General features: G+C 63.5%; 16 protein-coding genes, 1 pseudogene and 1 other annotated feature. Of the genes and pseudogenes, 12 read left to right on the top strand and 5 right to left on the bottom strand.

The genetic code is table 11. The features are described from left to right. Positions 1–7 precede the first annotated feature (7 nt). The gene (locus ABC728_RS17875; RefSeq protein WP_416622239.1) at positions 8–970 is read right to left on the bottom strand and encodes a PDR/VanB family oxidoreductase; all 963 of its coding nucleotides are present in this window, start codon (positions 968–970) and stop codon (positions 8–10) included. Next, positions 967–1,431: an MOSC domain-containing protein gene (locus tag ABC728_RS17870; RefSeq protein ID WP_416622240.1), complete on the bottom strand. Its 465-nt coding sequence runs from the start codon at positions 1,429–1,431 to the stop codon at positions 967–969. The genes ABC728_RS17875 and ABC728_RS17870 overlap by 4 nt, the downstream gene beginning before the upstream one ends. A 177-nt stretch (positions 1,432–1,608) precedes the next feature. On the opposite strand from ABC728_RS17870, the gene ABC728_RS17865 reads away from it, so the two are divergent. Continuing rightward, positions 1,609–2,220, top strand: a complete 612-nt coding sequence (locus ABC728_RS17865) for a helix-turn-helix domain-containing protein (protein ID WP_416622241.1) — start codon at positions 1,609–1,611, stop codon at positions 2,218–2,220. Between the two features lie 3 nt (positions 2,221–2,223). Here the strand turns inward: ABC728_RS17865 and ABC728_RS17860 are convergent, their stop codons facing one another. Both ABC728_RS17860 and ABC728_RS17855 read right to left on the bottom strand, forming a co-directional pair. Next, a complete protein-coding gene (locus ABC728_RS17860; protein ID WP_416622242.1) occupies positions 2,224–2,631 on the bottom strand; it encodes a RidA family protein in 408 nt (135 codons plus the stop codon). Then, positions 2,628–3,326 (bottom strand): alpha/beta fold hydrolase, encoded by a 699-nt coding sequence (locus tag ABC728_RS17855; RefSeq protein ID WP_416622243.1) that lies wholly within the window; start codon positions 3,324–3,326, stop codon positions 2,628–2,630. Before ABC728_RS17855 ends, ABC728_RS17860 begins: the two co-directional genes overlap by 4 nt. A gap of 188 nt (positions 3,327–3,514) precedes the next feature. Between ABC728_RS17855 and ABC728_RS17850 the strand changes: the two genes are divergently transcribed. The 5 genes and pseudogenes from ABC728_RS17850 to ABC728_RS17830 all read left to right on the top strand — a co-directional run. Beyond that, positions 3,515–5,905 (top strand): TonB-dependent receptor, encoded by a 2,391-nt coding sequence (locus ABC728_RS17850; protein WP_416622244.1) that lies wholly within the window; start codon positions 3,515–3,517, stop codon positions 5,903–5,905. A 145-nt stretch (positions 5,906–6,050) separates the two neighbouring features. After that, the gene (locus ABC728_RS17845; protein WP_416622245.1) at positions 6,051–6,860 is read left to right on the top strand and encodes a type IV toxin-antitoxin system AbiEi family antitoxin domain-containing protein; all 810 of its coding nucleotides are present in this window, start codon (positions 6,051–6,053) and stop codon (positions 6,858–6,860) included. Continuing rightward, the gene (locus ABC728_RS17840) at positions 6,847–7,158 is read left to right on the top strand and encodes a nucleotidyl transferase AbiEii/AbiGii toxin family protein (protein ID WP_445376632.1); all 312 of its coding nucleotides are present in this window, start codon (positions 6,847–6,849) and stop codon (positions 7,156–7,158) included. The genes ABC728_RS17845 and ABC728_RS17840 overlap by 14 nt, the downstream gene beginning before the upstream one ends. A 50-nt stretch (positions 7,159–7,208) precedes the next feature. After that, a protein-coding gene (locus tag ABC728_RS17835; protein WP_445376347.1) for an IS3 family transposase occupies positions 7,209–8,437 on the top strand; the annotation gives its coding sequence in 2 pieces (ribosomal slippage) (positions 7,209–7,503 and positions 7,503–8,437; 1,230 coding nt in all). Then, positions 7,490–7,606, top strand: a sequence feature (AL1L pseudoknot). (Overlaps the previous gene by 117 nt.) Positions 8,438–8,482: 45 nt before the next feature. Further along, positions 8,483–9,079 (top strand): annotated as a pseudogene (locus ABC728_RS17830) (nucleotidyl transferase AbiEii/AbiGii toxin family protein); the annotation flags it as partial. A 74-nt stretch (positions 9,080–9,153) separates the two neighbouring features. Here ABC728_RS17830 and ABC728_RS17825 read toward each other — a convergent pair. Further along, complete coding sequence (locus ABC728_RS17825; protein ID WP_416622347.1) at positions 9,154–10,497, bottom strand: tyrosine-type recombinase/integrase; 1,344 nt, start codon at positions 10,495–10,497, stop codon at positions 9,154–9,156. Between the two features lie 577 nt (positions 10,498–11,074). On the opposite strand from ABC728_RS17825, the gene tnpA reads away from it, so the two are divergent. The 6 genes from tnpA (at position 11,075) to ABC728_RS17795 (ending at position 15,512) form a co-directional block, all read left to right on the top strand. Then, positions 11,075–11,491: an IS66-like element accessory protein TnpA gene (gene tnpA / locus ABC728_RS17820; RefSeq protein WP_445376631.1), complete on the top strand. Its 417-nt coding sequence runs from the start codon at positions 11,075–11,077 to the stop codon at positions 11,489–11,491. Further along, positions 11,488–11,835: an IS66 family insertion sequence element accessory protein TnpB gene (gene tnpB / locus ABC728_RS17815; RefSeq protein ID WP_094453379.1), complete on the top strand. Its 348-nt coding sequence runs from the start codon at positions 11,488–11,490 to the stop codon at positions 11,833–11,835. Before tnpA ends, tnpB begins: the two co-directional genes overlap by 4 nt. Before the next feature lie 42 nt (positions 11,836–11,877). Beyond that, the gene (gene tnpC / locus ABC728_RS17810; protein ID WP_416622349.1) at positions 11,878–13,455 is read left to right on the top strand and encodes an IS66 family transposase; all 1,578 of its coding nucleotides are present in this window, start codon (positions 11,878–11,880) and stop codon (positions 13,453–13,455) included. Next, on the top strand, positions 13,394–13,912 hold the full coding sequence (locus ABC728_RS17805; protein ID WP_445376630.1) for an IS66 family transposase: 519 nt from the start codon (positions 13,394–13,396) through the stop codon (positions 13,910–13,912). Before tnpC ends, ABC728_RS17805 begins: the two co-directional genes overlap by 62 nt. A 123-nt stretch (positions 13,913–14,035) precedes the next feature. Continuing rightward, entirely contained in the window at positions 14,036–14,317 is a 282-nt protein-coding gene (locus tag ABC728_RS17800) for a helix-turn-helix domain-containing protein (RefSeq protein WP_416622321.1), read from the top strand. 118 nt (positions 14,318–14,435) lie between these two features. Beyond that, positions 14,436–15,512: a tyrosine-type recombinase/integrase gene (locus ABC728_RS17795; protein ID WP_416622320.1), complete on the top strand. Its 1,077-nt coding sequence runs from the start codon at positions 14,436–14,438 to the stop codon at positions 15,510–15,512. Positions 15,513–15,550: the final 38 nt, after the last annotated feature.

Below are 15,550 nucleotides of genomic sequence, written 5' to 3'. Positions count from 1 at the left end.
GGCTTCCTTAAAGGTCGAGCACCAGCGTGCCGCCGGAACAGCCGGACACGCAGGGCATGAGATGGTCGGCGCGTTCGGCCGGCTTCATGATCAGATCGCGATGGACGGGCGCCCCGGCCAGCCACCGGGTCTTGCAGACGGCACAGACCCCCGCCTCGCAGGAGGAGGGCACCTCCACCCCGGCGCCTCTCAGCGCCTCCAGCATGGTCTGGTCGGGTTGCACGGGAATGATCTGACCGGATCGGGACAGTTCCAGCGTATAGGCTGTGCCGCCGGCGGTGCGGTGCTTGCCGCCAAACTGTTCGATATGCACCGTCTCCGGATCGCGATCCTTGGTCGCCTCCAGGACGGCGGCGACAAGGCCGCCAGGGCCGCAGCAATAGACATGCTCCCCCGCCACGGGCCGTGCCAGCAAGCCGGTCACATCCAGCGGGTTGGCCGGCACGGTGCGGTCATGATGGAACCGGACCACGCCGCGCGCCGCCAGGGGCGCCAGATACCGGTGGAAGGCTGTCTCCTCCGGCGTGCGCGCGCAATAATGCAGCTCGAAATTCGCACCCTGCCGGTTCAGGGTGTGCAGCATGGACAGGAAGGGCGTGATGCCGATGCCACCGGCAATCAGCACATGGTGCTTTGCATCCGGGTCCAGCGGGAAATGGTTGCGGGGCAGGGAGACTGGCAGCACCGATCCCACCCGCAACTGCGCCTGCAGGGCCAGCGACCCGCCGCGTCCCTGCGGTTCGGCCTGCACGGCGATATGATAGCGGTTGCGGATGGCCGGATTACCGCACAGCGAATATTGCCGGACCATGCCGTTTTCCAGCCGCACATCGATATGGGCGCCGGGCGTGAAGGGTGGCAGTTCCCAATCATCGGGATCGGCCAGTTCGTAATGGATGACGCGGTCCGTCTCCCGTTCCATCGACCGGACCACGGTGGTGACATGGTGGTGAAGCTTCAGGATGCTCACGGCGGGGCCACCTCGTCACCCAAGCGGATCGGGCCGCCCGTGATGATCTTCGCGTGCAGGCCGCTGCGGTTGAGCATCAGGTTGAAGATTTCCAGCCCGGTGATCTGCTCGATATGCCGGCAGGGGGTGGCCAGGCGCGTGCCTTCCAGCAGGGTGCCGCCGATGCGGAAGCGTGCCCCCACCAGATGGTTCAGCGGCACGCCGCGCGTGGTGATGTTGCGCCGGTGGTCGGCTTCGCTCAGCGCCACCTTATGGTCGCGGGCCAGTGCCTCCAGCGTCTCCACTTCGAACAAGGTGACCTGCCGGCCCTCTTCCGGCCGGTCGGAATAGAAGCCGTTGCCGGTGGCGTAGCGGTCGCCCTCCACGCCGATGCCGGCCAGCAGGACCAACTGGTCCTGGCCGCGCATGGGCAGGAAGGAACGCGGTGCCAGATGCAGGGCGTGAACGGTGCCGGACCACATGGGGCGGCCTCCTCTCTCTGTCTGGAATATTGGACAACAAGTTGTCCAAAAGACATTATACAGGGTGAAATCTTTGTCCAGTGGAATCGCCCTGCTCAGTGTTATGGACAAATGGTTGTTTATCCGGCAGGAAGAATGTCGCCCCGGATGCAGTGACGGGGGCTGACGGGAGAGGGAATGACACGCGCCGTTAAGAAGCGTGCCGCCGCGGCGGCGCCGGTCGATGCCAACATCATCGCCAGTTCCATCCACGCCACGCGCCGCCGCAAGGGCATGACACTGGCCGAACTGGCCGAACGCACGGACATGGACAAGGGCTACCTGTCGCGGGTGGAGCATGGGCAGAAATCACCGTCGGTCGGCACGTTGTTGAAGATCGCGGAAGCGCTGGGCGTGCCGGTGGGCCACCTGTTCGGGGAGAATACCGACGACAACGCCGTCACTGTCATCCGCAGCACCGACCATGTCGATATCGCCGATGACAGCGCGGAAGGGCCGGGTGCCCTGCTGCCGGCCAGCGGCAAGCGCCGCCTCAGCGTTTTCATGATCGAGCCGGGCAGCGACCGCCTGTCCCAGCAGGCCGACCATCCGGGGGACGAGTTCCTTTACGTGCTGGAAGGCAGCCTGGAGATCATCTTCCCGGACCGGGTGGTGCAACTGGATACGGGCGACGCCATCCATTTCGACGGGCATTTGCGCCATCAGTTGCGGCGGATGGGCGAAGGGCCGGTGCGTGCTCTCGTGGCGGTGGCGCAGGACCTTGCCCTGCGCGGCGGGGACGACGAATAAGGGTCAATCCGGTAGCGAGACGACCGCATCCACCTCCACCAGCCATTCCGGCAGGCCCAGGGCCTGGACACCCAGCAGCATGCTGGCCGTGACGGGCCAGGCATCGCCGAAGATGTCGCGCCCGGCCCCGAAGATGGGGGCGATCAGGCCGGGATGGTGGCCAACGACATTGATCGTCATCTTGACGATCCGTTCCGGCCTCACCGAAAGCGCATCCAGGGCCGCGGCGATATTGGCGAAACATTGCCTTGCCTGTGCCGCGTGGCTGTCGCCCCCCACCAGATTGCCATCCACGTCCAATGCCACCTGTCCCGCGATGAAGGCCAGCCGGCCGGCTGGCGCGATGGCGATCTGGGCGTAAAGCCCCATGACGGGCGGGGCCAGCGTGGCGGGGTTCAGCTTCTGGGTCATTGATCCTCTCCGGGGCGCAGCAGGCGGGTCATGGCATCGGCGACAAGGTCGGGATGGGTGGTGATGCCCATATGGCCGACCGCCAGCTCGGCCACCGACCAGCCCGCTCGGGCGGCCTGCGCCGCCAGGGGGGCGGTCGGCGGGAAATCCACGAAGCGCAGATAATGGCGGCGGCAGGTGAGACCGTCCGCCCCATACCGTGCCGGCTCCGCATGGGTCAGCAGCGGCATGGGACGCAGGTTGGTCACGGCCGGGTCCGCAGGATCAAGGCCCAGGAAGTCCGGCGGCGGTGGTGGCACCATCCCGTCCGTTGCCATGGCGGTGAAGGCGGCCCGCAATTCCGGCATCTGGTCGAACAGTGACAGCCCTGCCGCCGCGATGGGGCCATCCATGACGATCAGGTCGGTGACCCGCTCCGGACGGCTGCCCGCCACTTCCGCCGCCACCAGTCCACCGTAGGAATGGCCGGCCAGAATGACGGGGCCGGGTTCGGTGAAATCCAGCACGGACAGGATGTCGGCGACATGGGCGGACAGTCCGGTTTCGGCCCCGCCCAGATGCTGACGCTCGCCCAGGCCCGTCAGGGTTGGCGCGGCGACCCGCCAGCCGTGCGTACGCAGTGGCCCGGCCAGTGGCCGCCAGCACCAGCCACCCAGCCAGGAACCATGGATCAGCAGGATAAGCGGAGCGGGCATGGAACCATCCTGAGGCAACTGGTTGTCAGCAGCGTCACGCGGGGTGACAGGCCACAAGCGTCTATCTGGAGCCATTCTTAACGCAGAACACATTTGTGCTCAACAAACTTGTTGCACAAAAGACAACTTGTTGCCCAAATGAGTGGGGGGCGGGAAAGCCGTTCCGACAAGAAAAGGGAGCTTCAAACATGTCTTGGATGAATGAACGGTGCAGGCCCTCACGGCTGGCGCTGACGCTGATGCTCGCCCTGTCGGCGGGCGGTGCGGCCCATGCCCAATCGGGCGAGGTGCTGGAAGAGATCATTGTCACGGCGGAAAAGCGTTCCGGCGTGGCCGACCGTATCGGCATGTCCATCGCCGCCTTTGGGGGAGAGGCGCTGGAGACGATGCGGGTGACGGACACCAAGGATCTGGTGCAGATGGTGCCCGGCTTCACCGCGGCGGATTCTGTGGCCGGTACGCCGATCTATACGCTGCGCGGCATTGGCTTCAACACGCCCAACCTGTCCGCGACCTCGCCCGTGGGTGTCTATCTGAACGACACGGCCCTGGCCTATCCGTTCATGACGCAGCAGATGGCTTTCGATCTGGCGCGGGTCGAGGTGCTGAAGGGGCCGCAGGGCACGCTCTATGGACGCAACACCACGGGTGGCCTGATCAAATATGTCACCGCCAATCCGGGCGACAGCTATGAGGGGGCGCTGACTGCCGGGTACGGCAATTACCAGAGCTTCACGATGCAGGGCCATGTCTCTGCCCCGCTATCGGAGACCCTGGGCTTGCGCCTGGCCTTTACGGCGGAGAACAGTGACAAGGGCTGGCAGAAAAGCGTCACCCGTGACGAGCGGCTGGGTGAGAAGGATCGGCTGGCCGGCCGCGCCACCCTGCAATGGAAGCCGGAAGGCGGGCTGGTGGCCACGCTGCGCTCCAGCTTCTGGCGCGACAGGTCCGACACCCAGGCGCCCCAGGCCATCTATTACCTGCCGGAGAACCCGGCCGGTGCCCTGGATGCGGCGCTGATCACGCCGTCGCTGCTGCTGGACGCGAAGAACAGTCAGGCCGACTGGGTGCCGGCCGACCATCCCGGTTCGCGCAGCTTTTCGGGACAGCGCCCACCCTATCGCATGAATGCCGATTTCCAGGGCCATGCGCTGGACCTGGAATATGCGTTCGACAATGGGCTGCTGCTGAACAGTTCGACCGCTTACAACCGTGTCACCCGTGATGACATGATCGACGCCAATGGCGCGCCGGTCGAAACGTTGAGCTATCAGCCGCGCGGTCATGTCAATTCCTTCTCCCAGGAACTGCGCCTGTCGGGTGAGGCGGAGCGGCTGAGTTGGACGCTTGGCAGCTACTACGCCCATGACGACATCTTCGAGGGCATGACGGCCTGGCTGGACGATTTCTCCACCGTCGGCGTGCTGCGCGCCGTGGGTGCCACGGTCCCCAACGCCTATCTGCCGGGCCAGATCGCGGAGGGGCTGCGCGTCGATGAGGCGGTGGCCGATATGAAGACCGACAGCTATTCGCTCTTCGGCAGCGGGCAGTACGAGCTGACCGAGGCCCTGAAGCTGACCCTGGGTGCCCGCTACAATGTCGACCGTACGGCTTTCGACGGCTGCACCCGCGATGTGGGCAATAACACCGCACCCATCTGGAATACGGTGGTGGCCGGTGTCCTGGCGGGTGTGCCGGCCAATATCCAGCCTGGCGGCTGCATCACCTTCAACGAGACGATGACGGCGCTGGCCGATACAGTCCATGACAGGCTGCGGGAGGACAATCTCTCCTGGCGCGCGGGCCTGGACTGGACCCTGTCGGATGATACGCTGCTCTATGGCACGATCAGCCGTGGCTACAAGTCCGGCGGCTTCCCCGTCATCGCCGCCAATACCAGCCGGCAGCTGCTGCCGGTTCGGCAGGAGGAGGTGACATCCTATGAGATGGGAACCAAGCTGCGCCTGCTGGATGGGGTCCTGCGCACCAATCTGGCCGCCTATTACAGCGATTATCGCGACAAGCAGGTGTTCGGCGTTCTTACCGACCCGCTGTTCCGCACACTGGAGCGGGTGCTGAACGTGCCCAAGTCGGAGATCTGGGGGCTGGAGGCCGACGTGAGCTGGCGGCTGGCGGCCGGCCTGACGGCACGGGCCGCAGCGTCCTGGATGCAGACCAAGGTGCTGGACTATGAAGGTTTCGACCAGTTCGGCAATGCGGTCGATTTCCGGGGCAGCGCGTTTCCCTATTCACCGGAATGGCAGGTCAATGCCGGCCTGGACCATGTCACGGACCTGTCGGCCGACCTGTCGCTGCGCAGTACGCTCTCCCTCAGCTACCAATCGCGCTCCCACGGGGATTTCCAGGACCTGCCCTATTACAGTGTGAAATCCCGCGCCCTGATCGATGGCGGGCTGACCCTGATGGGACCGGGCGAACGTTGGACGGCCGGCATATGGGTCCGCAACCTGTTCAACGAGGAATACTGGACCAGCGTCAATTACGGTCGCGACATGTTCAGCCGCACCGCCGGCATGCCGCGCACCTATGGCGTCAATCTGGGCTGGAAGTTCGTGTGACCCATGCGAATGGATCATAAGTTTATAGTGATAGACATTTACGAAGCCTTGCTTTGTAAATGTCTATAAACCTGAACCTTGAGGCACAGTTTGAAGCTATGCTATTTTACTAAGTATGACTAGGCAAAGCATAGGAAAGCTGAACTTGCTGGAGCGGACGCTCCCTGATGGGCTGCTGGTGGACGCAGCCTGGATGGAGCGGCACGGCTATTCGACCAGCCTCCGCAGCCAGTATGTCGCAGCCGGCTGGCTGGTACAGCCGGTTCGTGGCACCTACAAGCGGCCGCTTGGCAAGCTGACCTGGGAAAGAGCCGTCATCTCATTGCAATCGCTGATGAAGCATCCATTGATCGTGGGTGGCCGGACCGCGCTTGAACTGCAAGGGTTTGGTCACTACGTCTCCACCAGCGGACCGGCGAGCATCCACCTCTATGGTGACGAACCCCCACCCGGCTGGCTTGCGAAACTGCCTTTCAGGGAGCGCTTCATCTTCCACAAGGCCCAGACCCTGTTCAGTGCAACGACGGCCGCGGAAGGTCCGTTCAGCTTGGCAGGTGGCGACGATGGCGATGACCATGAACGAACCGGGGACCATGTTCGCCCGCTGTCCATGAACGCGCAATGGCCTCTGCTGGTTTCCACACCTGAACGGGCCTTTCTGGAATTGCTGGATGAACTGCCGAAGCGCCAGACATTCCACAATGTCGATGTGATCGCGGAAGGGCTGCGCACGCTCAGCCCGACCCGTCTCCAGAGGCTGCTGGAAGATTGCCGTAGCGTAAAGGCCAAGCGGCTGTTCTTCTGGTTTGCCGAACGGCACGGCCATCGCTGGGTCAACCGGATCGACCGGGACCGCGTGTCGCTCGGCAGCGGCAAGCGCATGCTGGTCAAGGGTGGCCGGCTTGATCCGAAGTACCTGATCACCGTGCCGGAGGATCTTGGTGCCCCTGTCTGATCGCTACCGGGCGCAGGTCGCACTCCTGATCGCCGTAATGCCGTTCGTTGCGGCGGAAGAGGATTTCGCGCTGAAGGGCGGCACGGCGATCAACCTGTTCGTCCGCGACATGCCTCGCCTGTCGGTCGACATCGACCTGACCTATTTGCCGGTGGCTGGGCGTCCGGAATCCCTGTCTGCGATCGATGCCGGCATGAAGCGGATTGCCGCTGCCATCCGCAAGGGACTGCGCGGTGTGCGTGTCACCGAAGTCCTGAACGCGCGCGAGCCGGTCGTCACGAAGCTGACCGTGCAGTGAACCGGTCCGGGATTGTCGGCGGCTCCAACTCCTGAGAGGATGGGGCTACGATGAGCAAGACAACGAACAAATTTTCGGCTGAGGTCCGCGAGCGGGCTGTTCGGCTGGTGCTGGACCACGAGAAGGATCATCCGTCGCGATGGGCGGCAGTTTCATCCGTGGCATCCAAGATCGGGTGTTCGGCGCACACGCTGAATGAATGGGTCAAGAGAGCCGAGGTAGAAAGCGGCAGCCGTGCTGGCATTCCGCTGGATGTGCTGGAGAAGTTGAAGGCGCAGGAGCGGGAGATCCGTGAGCTGCGCCAGGCGAATGAGATCCTGCGCAAGGCATCGGCATATTTCGCGATGGCGGAGCTCGACCGCCGACAGAAATGATGCTGGGCTTCATCGATGCCCACCGCCAGGAATACGGGGTCGAGCCGATTTGCGAGGTTTTGCCAATCGCCCCGTCAACTGTGCGTCGGCATGCGGCCCGCGCCGCTGATCGGGCCAAACTGCCGGCGCGGGCACAGCGCGATATCGGCTTGAAGGCCGCTATCCGCCGGGTGTTCGAAGAGAATTTCCAGGTCTATGGGGTGCGCAAGGTGTGGCGGCAGTTGCAGCGCGAGGGCATCCAGGTGGCGCGCTGCACGGTCGCGCGGCTGATGCGGGAGATGGGCCTGCGCGGTGCCATCCGTGGAAAGCCGGTGAAAACCACCATTGCCGACAAGGCCTTACCCTGTCCGCTGGATCGGGTGAACCGGCAATTCCGGGCGGACAGGCCCGATCAACTGTGGCTTTCTGATTTCACGTATGTGTCCACCTGGAGCGGGTTCGTCTATGTGGCTTTCATCATCGACGCCTTTGCCCGGCGGATCGTCGGCTGGCGAGTGTCCCGGACGGCCGACGCCGGTTTTGTCCTGGATGCCCTGGAGCAGGCCCTGCACCAGCGCCGACCGAAGGGGAAATCCGGACTGGTTCACCATTCGGACCGGGGCAGCCAATATTTGTCCATCCGATACACCGAGCGGCTGGGGCTGGCCGGCATCGAACCGTCGGTCGGCAGCGTCGGCGATTCATACGACAATGCCTTGGCCGAAACCGTCAACGGCCTCTACAAGGCGGAGGTCATTCACAGGCGAGGACCGTGGAAATCCTTTGAAGCCGTGGAATACGCAACCCTCGAATGGGTCGACTGGTTCAACAACCGACGCCTGCTCGAGCCTATCGGAAATATCCCGCCCGCAGAGGCCGAACAACGCTATCATGACGCCGTGAGCATTCAGCAAATGGCAGCATGACTCACGAACTTTTGCCGCCGACAATCCCGGCGCGGTTCAGATGCCCAGATCAAGGTCGAGGTGACGCCCGTCCTGCGTGGCTGCGTCTTCGCACCGGAGCTGCGCTCTGTGTCGGCTGCGGTGGAGGAGGCGTTCGGCTTTGCCGAAATGCAGGTCGTCTCGTTTGCCGATCTTTATGCCGGAAAGATCGTGGCGGCACTCGACCGGCAACATCCGCGGGATCTGTTCGACATCAGGGACCTGCTGGCCAACGAGGGCATCAATGACGAACTGCGCCGCGCCTTCATCGTCTATCTGGTCAGCCATGACCGCTTGATATTTGAACTGGTGGCACCCCGTCGCAAAGACCTGACGCAGGAGTTCGCGCAGGGTTTCAAGGGCATGACGACGGAGCCCGTCGTTCTTGAGGACCTGGCGGCGGCGCGGGAAGCGTTGATTGCCACGATAATCGGCGGGATGCCGGCCGCGCATCGAGACTTCCTGTTGCGGTTCAAGCGCGGTGAGCCGGACTGGCGTCTCGTCGGACTTCCCGAAGCGGCGAACCTGCCAGCCGTGCGGTGGAAACAGCTGAACCTGGACAAACTTGCCAAGACTGTCCGGGCACGTCTTGTCGATCAACTGGGTGCAGCACTGTCATCCTGACCATGATATGCCGTAGCGCCTGCCGGAGATGCAGAAGCAGCTATGAAGGACGAAAGGGGAGGGGCGCCCTGCCTCTACGGGGCCGATTTCGCGCTCGCCCAGGATCCCAAGGGCTGGACCGTATATTTGTGATTGCGCTGCCGTTTTGTGCTGATCGTCGCCTGCTTGGCGATAAAGTCCGAGACCTTCTCCATGGCATTCTTGACGGGGTCGGCCGCCAGATGGGCATAGCGGGCTGTGGTCTGCACCTGGGTATGTCCGAGCAGCTTGCCGATCATCGGCAGCCCTTCGCCCAGGAACAGGGCGCCGCTGGCGAACGAGTGCCGCAGGTCATGGATGCGGACATCATCCAGCCCGGCCTTCTTGCGAATGCGGCGCCAGGGCGGCTGCAGATCGGTCAGCCGGGCACCTTCCTTCGTGCCGGTGACGACCCAGGGATTGTCCTTCAGCCGGGGGATCGACCGCAGGACGGCGGCCACGGCTTCTCCGAAATGGACGACCTTGGCGCCTGTCTTGGAATCCGGCAGCCGCAACACCCGCGCCTGGCAATCCACATAGGACCATTTCAAGGTCATGATCTCGCCCAGACGGCAGCCTGTCAGCATCAGCAACCGGACGGCGGCGACCACGGCCGGAGGTTCCGAGCCGTCCGCCTCAACCTCGGCCAATGTCCGGCCCAGGGAGGCGTACTCGTCGGCACCCAGGAACCGTTCGCGCTTCTCTTCACGATACTTCTTCACATGCAGGCACGGATTGCTGCCGTCCGGCCGCAATCCCCAGACCTCGGCAAGATTGAACATCTTCGACAACACCCCCAGGGTCCGGTTGGCCTGGTAGGGAATATGCTGCAGGGATTGGTGCAGTTCGGCGATGTCCCGGCGCTCGATATCCAGGACCTTGCGGGTACCGATCTCGGGATTGATGAACAGCTCGACGGAGCGCCTGTATTCATACTGGGTGGAGGGCTTGCAGCGGACGGCGACATGTTCCTTGAGGAAACGCTCGCCGAGCCCTTTGACCGTAGGCGATTTGCGAGCCACGTCCAACTCCTTGACAGGGTCGTTGCCAGCTTTCGCCTGTGAGATGATTTCGTGTGCCTTGATCCGGGCCTTCTCGGCGGTGATGGGGCCATGCGTGCCGATCGTTACTTTCCGTAGTCGGCCTTTGACCCGCGTCATGGCCACATAGACCTTGCGGCCCGATGGCCAGACCCGCACGCCGAAGCCGCGAAGCTCATCATCCCAATGGATGGTTTCGACGGCTTCCGGCTCCAACTGTTCGACCACGCGCTTTGTCAGTTTCGCCACCATCAGCCTCCGTGCCTGCCAAAAACTGTGGTCATGCCACCGGTCCGCAGGTAACATATAGGTAACAGGAGAGAGTGAAATCAGGGTAACTGAAGCGTACTTGAGAGGCAATGGATCATTGTGATTAGTATTTATAAACAATATATTATGGGGAGTGGGCTTGTTTGGTCGTATTTGATCGCACGAGTACTTTTCAAACTCATAACCTGAAGGCCGCAGGTTCAAATCCTGCCCCCGCATCCAATGATGTTACAATACCTGTCCAGTCAAGCCTGGGCGGGTTGTGGTAGGCTCGCTGCAAGCTTGCCACGAACTTTTCATGCACGTCCTCGCCATGGTGGTCGGCGAGGACGTGCGGGAGAAATTCGCCTGTCGGTCCTGCGAGGCGGTAAGCTAAGGCACCGGCCGCCTCCCAACCGATCCAAGGCAGCCACTGGTTGATTATGGGTGTATGTGCGGGATGACTGGCCGTTCGGCAGCAGCAATTCGTCCGCCGCCCTGTACCACTATGCCCACACCCGCGCCGGTGAGCATCTGCATCGGCACCTGGCCGACCGCGCCATTCCGGAACGCGCCAATATCCGGTATGAGGTACGCGTCCGGTGTGAACCGCCTTGCGGTGTGTGCGGGATAGCTGGGAGTCTTTGCGTAAGCGCGATAGCGCGGACGCAAACGAGTGGCAAACGTGATGGCTTATCAGCGGCTGGAGGTTTTGACGGGTACGGAGCGGCGTCGAAAGTGGTCGGACGCGGAGAAGGTCCGGCTGGTGGAGGCGGCGTTCAGGCCGGGGATCGTGGTCAAGGATGTTGCCCGGCGGTTCGGGGTCCATGAGAGCCTGCTGTACCGGTGGCGCCGGCAATTGGGCGTATCGGTTTCGACGGTCGACAGCCCGGTTCCGGCGTTTGCGCCGGTCCAGCTTGCCGCTGTGAATGAGCCGATGGCCATGCCGGTCGCGGAGACGGCGCTGCCGACCCCCAGCCCGTCCGCAACATCGGTCGCTGAGATCTCCGTGCTTCTGCCCGGCGGGGTCGAGGTGCGGCTGCGGGGGTCGGTGGATCTGGCGCTGGCCAGGGCGGTGATCCGGGCGGCCGGAGGGGCGGGATGATCCCGATCCCGCCGGGGGTGCATGTGTGGCTGGCGACGGGGCGGACGGACATGCGCAAGGGGTTCGACAGCCTTGCCCGTCAGGTGCAGGAGGTTCTGGGACGCGATCCCCATGGCGGTCACCTGTTCGTCTTTCGTGGCCGCCGCGGTGACCTGGTGAAGGTCATCTGGCATGACGGCCAAGGCGCCTGCCTGTTCACCAAGCGCCTGGAGCGCGGCCGGTTCATCTGGCCGTCGGTGGTGGACGGGGCGGTGACGCTGAGCCCGGCCCAGTTGGGCTATCTGCTGGAGGGGATCGACTGGCGGCTGCCGCAACACACGGCCCGGCCCGAACGGGCGGGCTGAAAAGCTGCAGACAAGACGGCGTGGGCATGATTCAATGACCCCATGTCCAGCCCCAATCCTCTCGCCCAAGCTGCCGACAATCTGCCCGCCGATCTGGCGGCAGCCCATGCGTTGATCCTGGCGTTGCAGGGGGAGTTGGCGACGGCGCGCCAACAGGCCGGTGAACGGGCGATCGAGATTGAACGGCTGCGTCTAGCCCTGGCCAAGGCCCGGCGGGAGCTTTACGGCCAATCCTCCGAGCGGGGCAGGCTGCTGGTGGAGCAGTTGGAACTGCAACTGGAGGAGTTGGAGGAGACCAGCGCCGAGAACGAGGTGGCCGGCGAACTCAGCACGCCCGCCCCCACCCTTGCCGTCACACCGCGCAAGCCGGCGCGGCGACCACTGCCGGAGGCGCTGCCACGGGAGCGTATCGTCCATCCGGGACCCTGTGTCTGCGACCGCTGCGGCGGCGATGCCTTACGCAAGATCGGCGAGGATGTGCTGGAAAGCCTGGAATGCGAACCCCGCCGCTGGAAGGTGGTGCAGCATGTGCGGGAGAAGTTCGCCTGCCGGTCCTGCGAGGCGGTAAGCCAGACGCCGGCGCCCTCCCATCCGATCCGGCGTGGCCGGGCCGGGCCGAACCTGCTGGCCATGGTGCTGGCCGGGAAATATGCCCAGCATCTGCCGCTGCACCGGCAGAGTGCCGCCTATGCCCGGGAAGGGGTCGACCTGGACGTTTCCACTCTGGCCGACTGGGTCGGCGCGGCGGCAGCAACCCTGGCCCCGCTGGTGGCGGCGATACGCTCCCACGTTCTGGCGGCTGATCGTCTCCATGGCGATGACACGCCGGTGCCGGTTCTGGCCAAGGGCAAAGCCGCCACCGGCCGACTATGGGTCTATGTGCGGGACGATCAGCCGTTCGGTGGCAGCGATCCGCCCGCCGCCCTCTACCATTATGCCCGCACCCGTGCCGGCGAACATCCGCAGCGCCACTTGGCCGGCTGGGCCGGAATATTCCAGGCCGACGCCTACAGCGGCTATGCCGGCCTCTACGATCCCGCCCGCAAGCCCGGTCCCCTCCAGGAGACCGGATGCTGGAGCCATGTCCGCCGTCGGTTCTTTGACCTGGCCAAGGATGGCAAGTCGCCCCTGGCAGCCGAGGCCGTGAAGCGCATCGACGCGTTGTTCGCCATCGAGCGGACCATCAACGGCCGCGCCATCGCGGAACGTGCCGAAACCCGCCAGGAGAAAAGCCGTCCCCTGATCGACGATCTGGAGCGATGGCTGCGCCACGCCTGTGCCCGCCTGTCGCCCAAGTCGGATCCTGCCAAGGCCATGGACTATGCCTTGAAACGTTGGCAAGCGATGACCCGGTTCCTGGAGGACGGGCGCATCTGCCTGTCGAACAATGCCGCCGAACGCGCCTTGCGTGGCATCGCCGTCGGACGCCGGAATTGGACCTTCTGCGGTTCCGATGCCGGCGGCGACAGGGCCGCCGCCATCTACACCCTCATCGAGACCGCAAAGCTCAACAACGTCGATCCCCAAGCCTGGCTCGCCGACACCCTCGCCCGCATCCATGATCATCCCGCAAAGGCCATCGCCGACCTCTTGCCATGGAACTGGAAGGCAAAGGCCTGAATGGGTCTACGCCGGATGCTTACGGTATGAGAAAAGCCGCCCCCTGATCGACGATCTGGAGCAACGGCAGCGTCACGCACGAGCCAGTCTGTCGCCCATGTCGGATCCTGCCAAGGCCATGGACTCCGCCATGAACAGTTGGTGCGCCATAACCCGGTTCTTGGAGGACGGACGCATATGCCTGTCGAACAACGCCGCCGAACGCGCCCTGCGCGGCATCGCCGTCGGGCGCCGGAATTGGACAATCTGCGACTCTGATGCCGATGACGATAGGGCCACCGCCATCTACACCCTCATCGAGACGGCAAACCTCAATGACTTCGATCCCCAAGCCTGGCTCGCCGACACCCTCACCCACAGCCACGATCATCCCTCAAAGGCCATCGCCGACCTCCTGCCATGGAATTGGAAAATTGGGTCTACGCCGGATGCTTACGCTTTAGGAGCCAGCCGCTAGGCACTTTCAGGTTTGCAACAATGCAATGCAGTTATGCATTTAGCGCTATTCGATCAGGACTGATCACCATGACTGGACCGGAGCATTTGCCTAAGTAGGTGCAAAGGTTCCGGGTGTCATGAAATGCTTTATACCCTTGAAGAAGCAGCGTTGATGATTCGCCCTGACGGGCTGGTGTCGGCCAGATCCCTGCGTGCAGAGGTGGCAGCGGGTCGGTTGCGACCTACCCGTATTGCCGGCAGGATATTCGTCACGCATGATGATCTGACCGCTTTTCTTCAAACAGCCCGACAGCCTGATAATCATGCCCGGAAGAACACTGGGCAGGATTGGCCGCCTTGCCATTCATCCGTGACGAAGCTGAGCGCTGTCGCCAATGCGTTGACGAAGCGTAAGGCGCAGTGATCCAAGGATGGCTCACCGGACCAATCACCCGCGTAAGGGCGTGATGGGACCGCGGCTCGTACCGATATGTACGACCGGGTCGACGGCGCATCGTTGGTACATCCGTTTCCAGGATCCAGTGAAAGGGAAGCGCGATATCTCCACCGGCTGCACGATGGAGGATAAGGCGGGGGCCGAGTTGGCCCTGGCCAAGTTCATCCTCCAGCGGGCCGCGACCGCGGTGGAGAACGAGATGGCGGCCGTCAGGGGGAAGCGATCAGACGCGGTGACCTGTGGTCAGGTACTGACCATCTACGCAGAGCAACATGCGACAACCACTGCCGACCCGCAGAGGATCGGATGGGCAATCCAGGCATTGTTGCCGTTCTGGGCTGATATCCTGGTATCTGAGGTGCGCGGGGAGACATGTCGCAGATATCTTGAGACCCGCAAGAAACGGGAGCGTATCCCGGAGTCCCATCCTGCCCGCTATCGGTCGGTGGCTGTATCCCCAGCAACGGTCAGGCGCGAGTTGTCCACACTTGCCGCTGCCTTGGCTTACTGTCAGCGGGAAGGCCATCTGCTCGAAGCGCCGACCGTCTGGCGTCCACCCGCATCTGCCCCACGGGAGGCCTATCTTTCGCGTCAAGAGGTAGCACGTCTGATCCGGGCGGCGCGGAAAGATGCGAGGTCGGGCCGGCACCTCGCGCTCTTCATTCTCCTCGCCTACTACACGGGACGCCGGAAAGAGGCGATCCTGACGCTGCAATGGGCACCAAATTCCGAAGGCGGACATGTCGATCTCGAAAAGGGCGTGATCGATTTCCGTCCCACGGGTCGGGTAGAAACGGCAAAGCGCCGTGGGCGACTGGAGATTCCCGATCGGCTTCTCCGGTTTTTGCGCCATGCCCGCCGGCGAACCCGCACGCATCTGTTCGAGTACGGACCTCATAACCGGCCCATCCGCGACGTTAAACGGTCGTTCGCCTCAGCAGCAAGGGCGGCCGGCTTGGCCCCCGAAATCGTCACCCCCCACATACTCCGGCACACCTGTATCAGTCATCTGGCGCAAGCTGGCGTGCCGCTGTTCGACGCTTGTCAATGGGTCGATGTCACCATGGAGACGGCCGAGAGGGTCTATGCCCACAACGATGGACGGCATGACAGAGTGCGGAACGCTCTGGGACAGGGTGGGCGGATGAGGCGCCCCCATTAATTACCCCCCAGCCTTTAGGGTAATGATATGAGATTTGC

It is taken from the genome of Niveispirillum fermenti, assembly GCF_052474395.1.
This window is presented reverse-complemented; position numbering and strand designations above follow the sequence as displayed.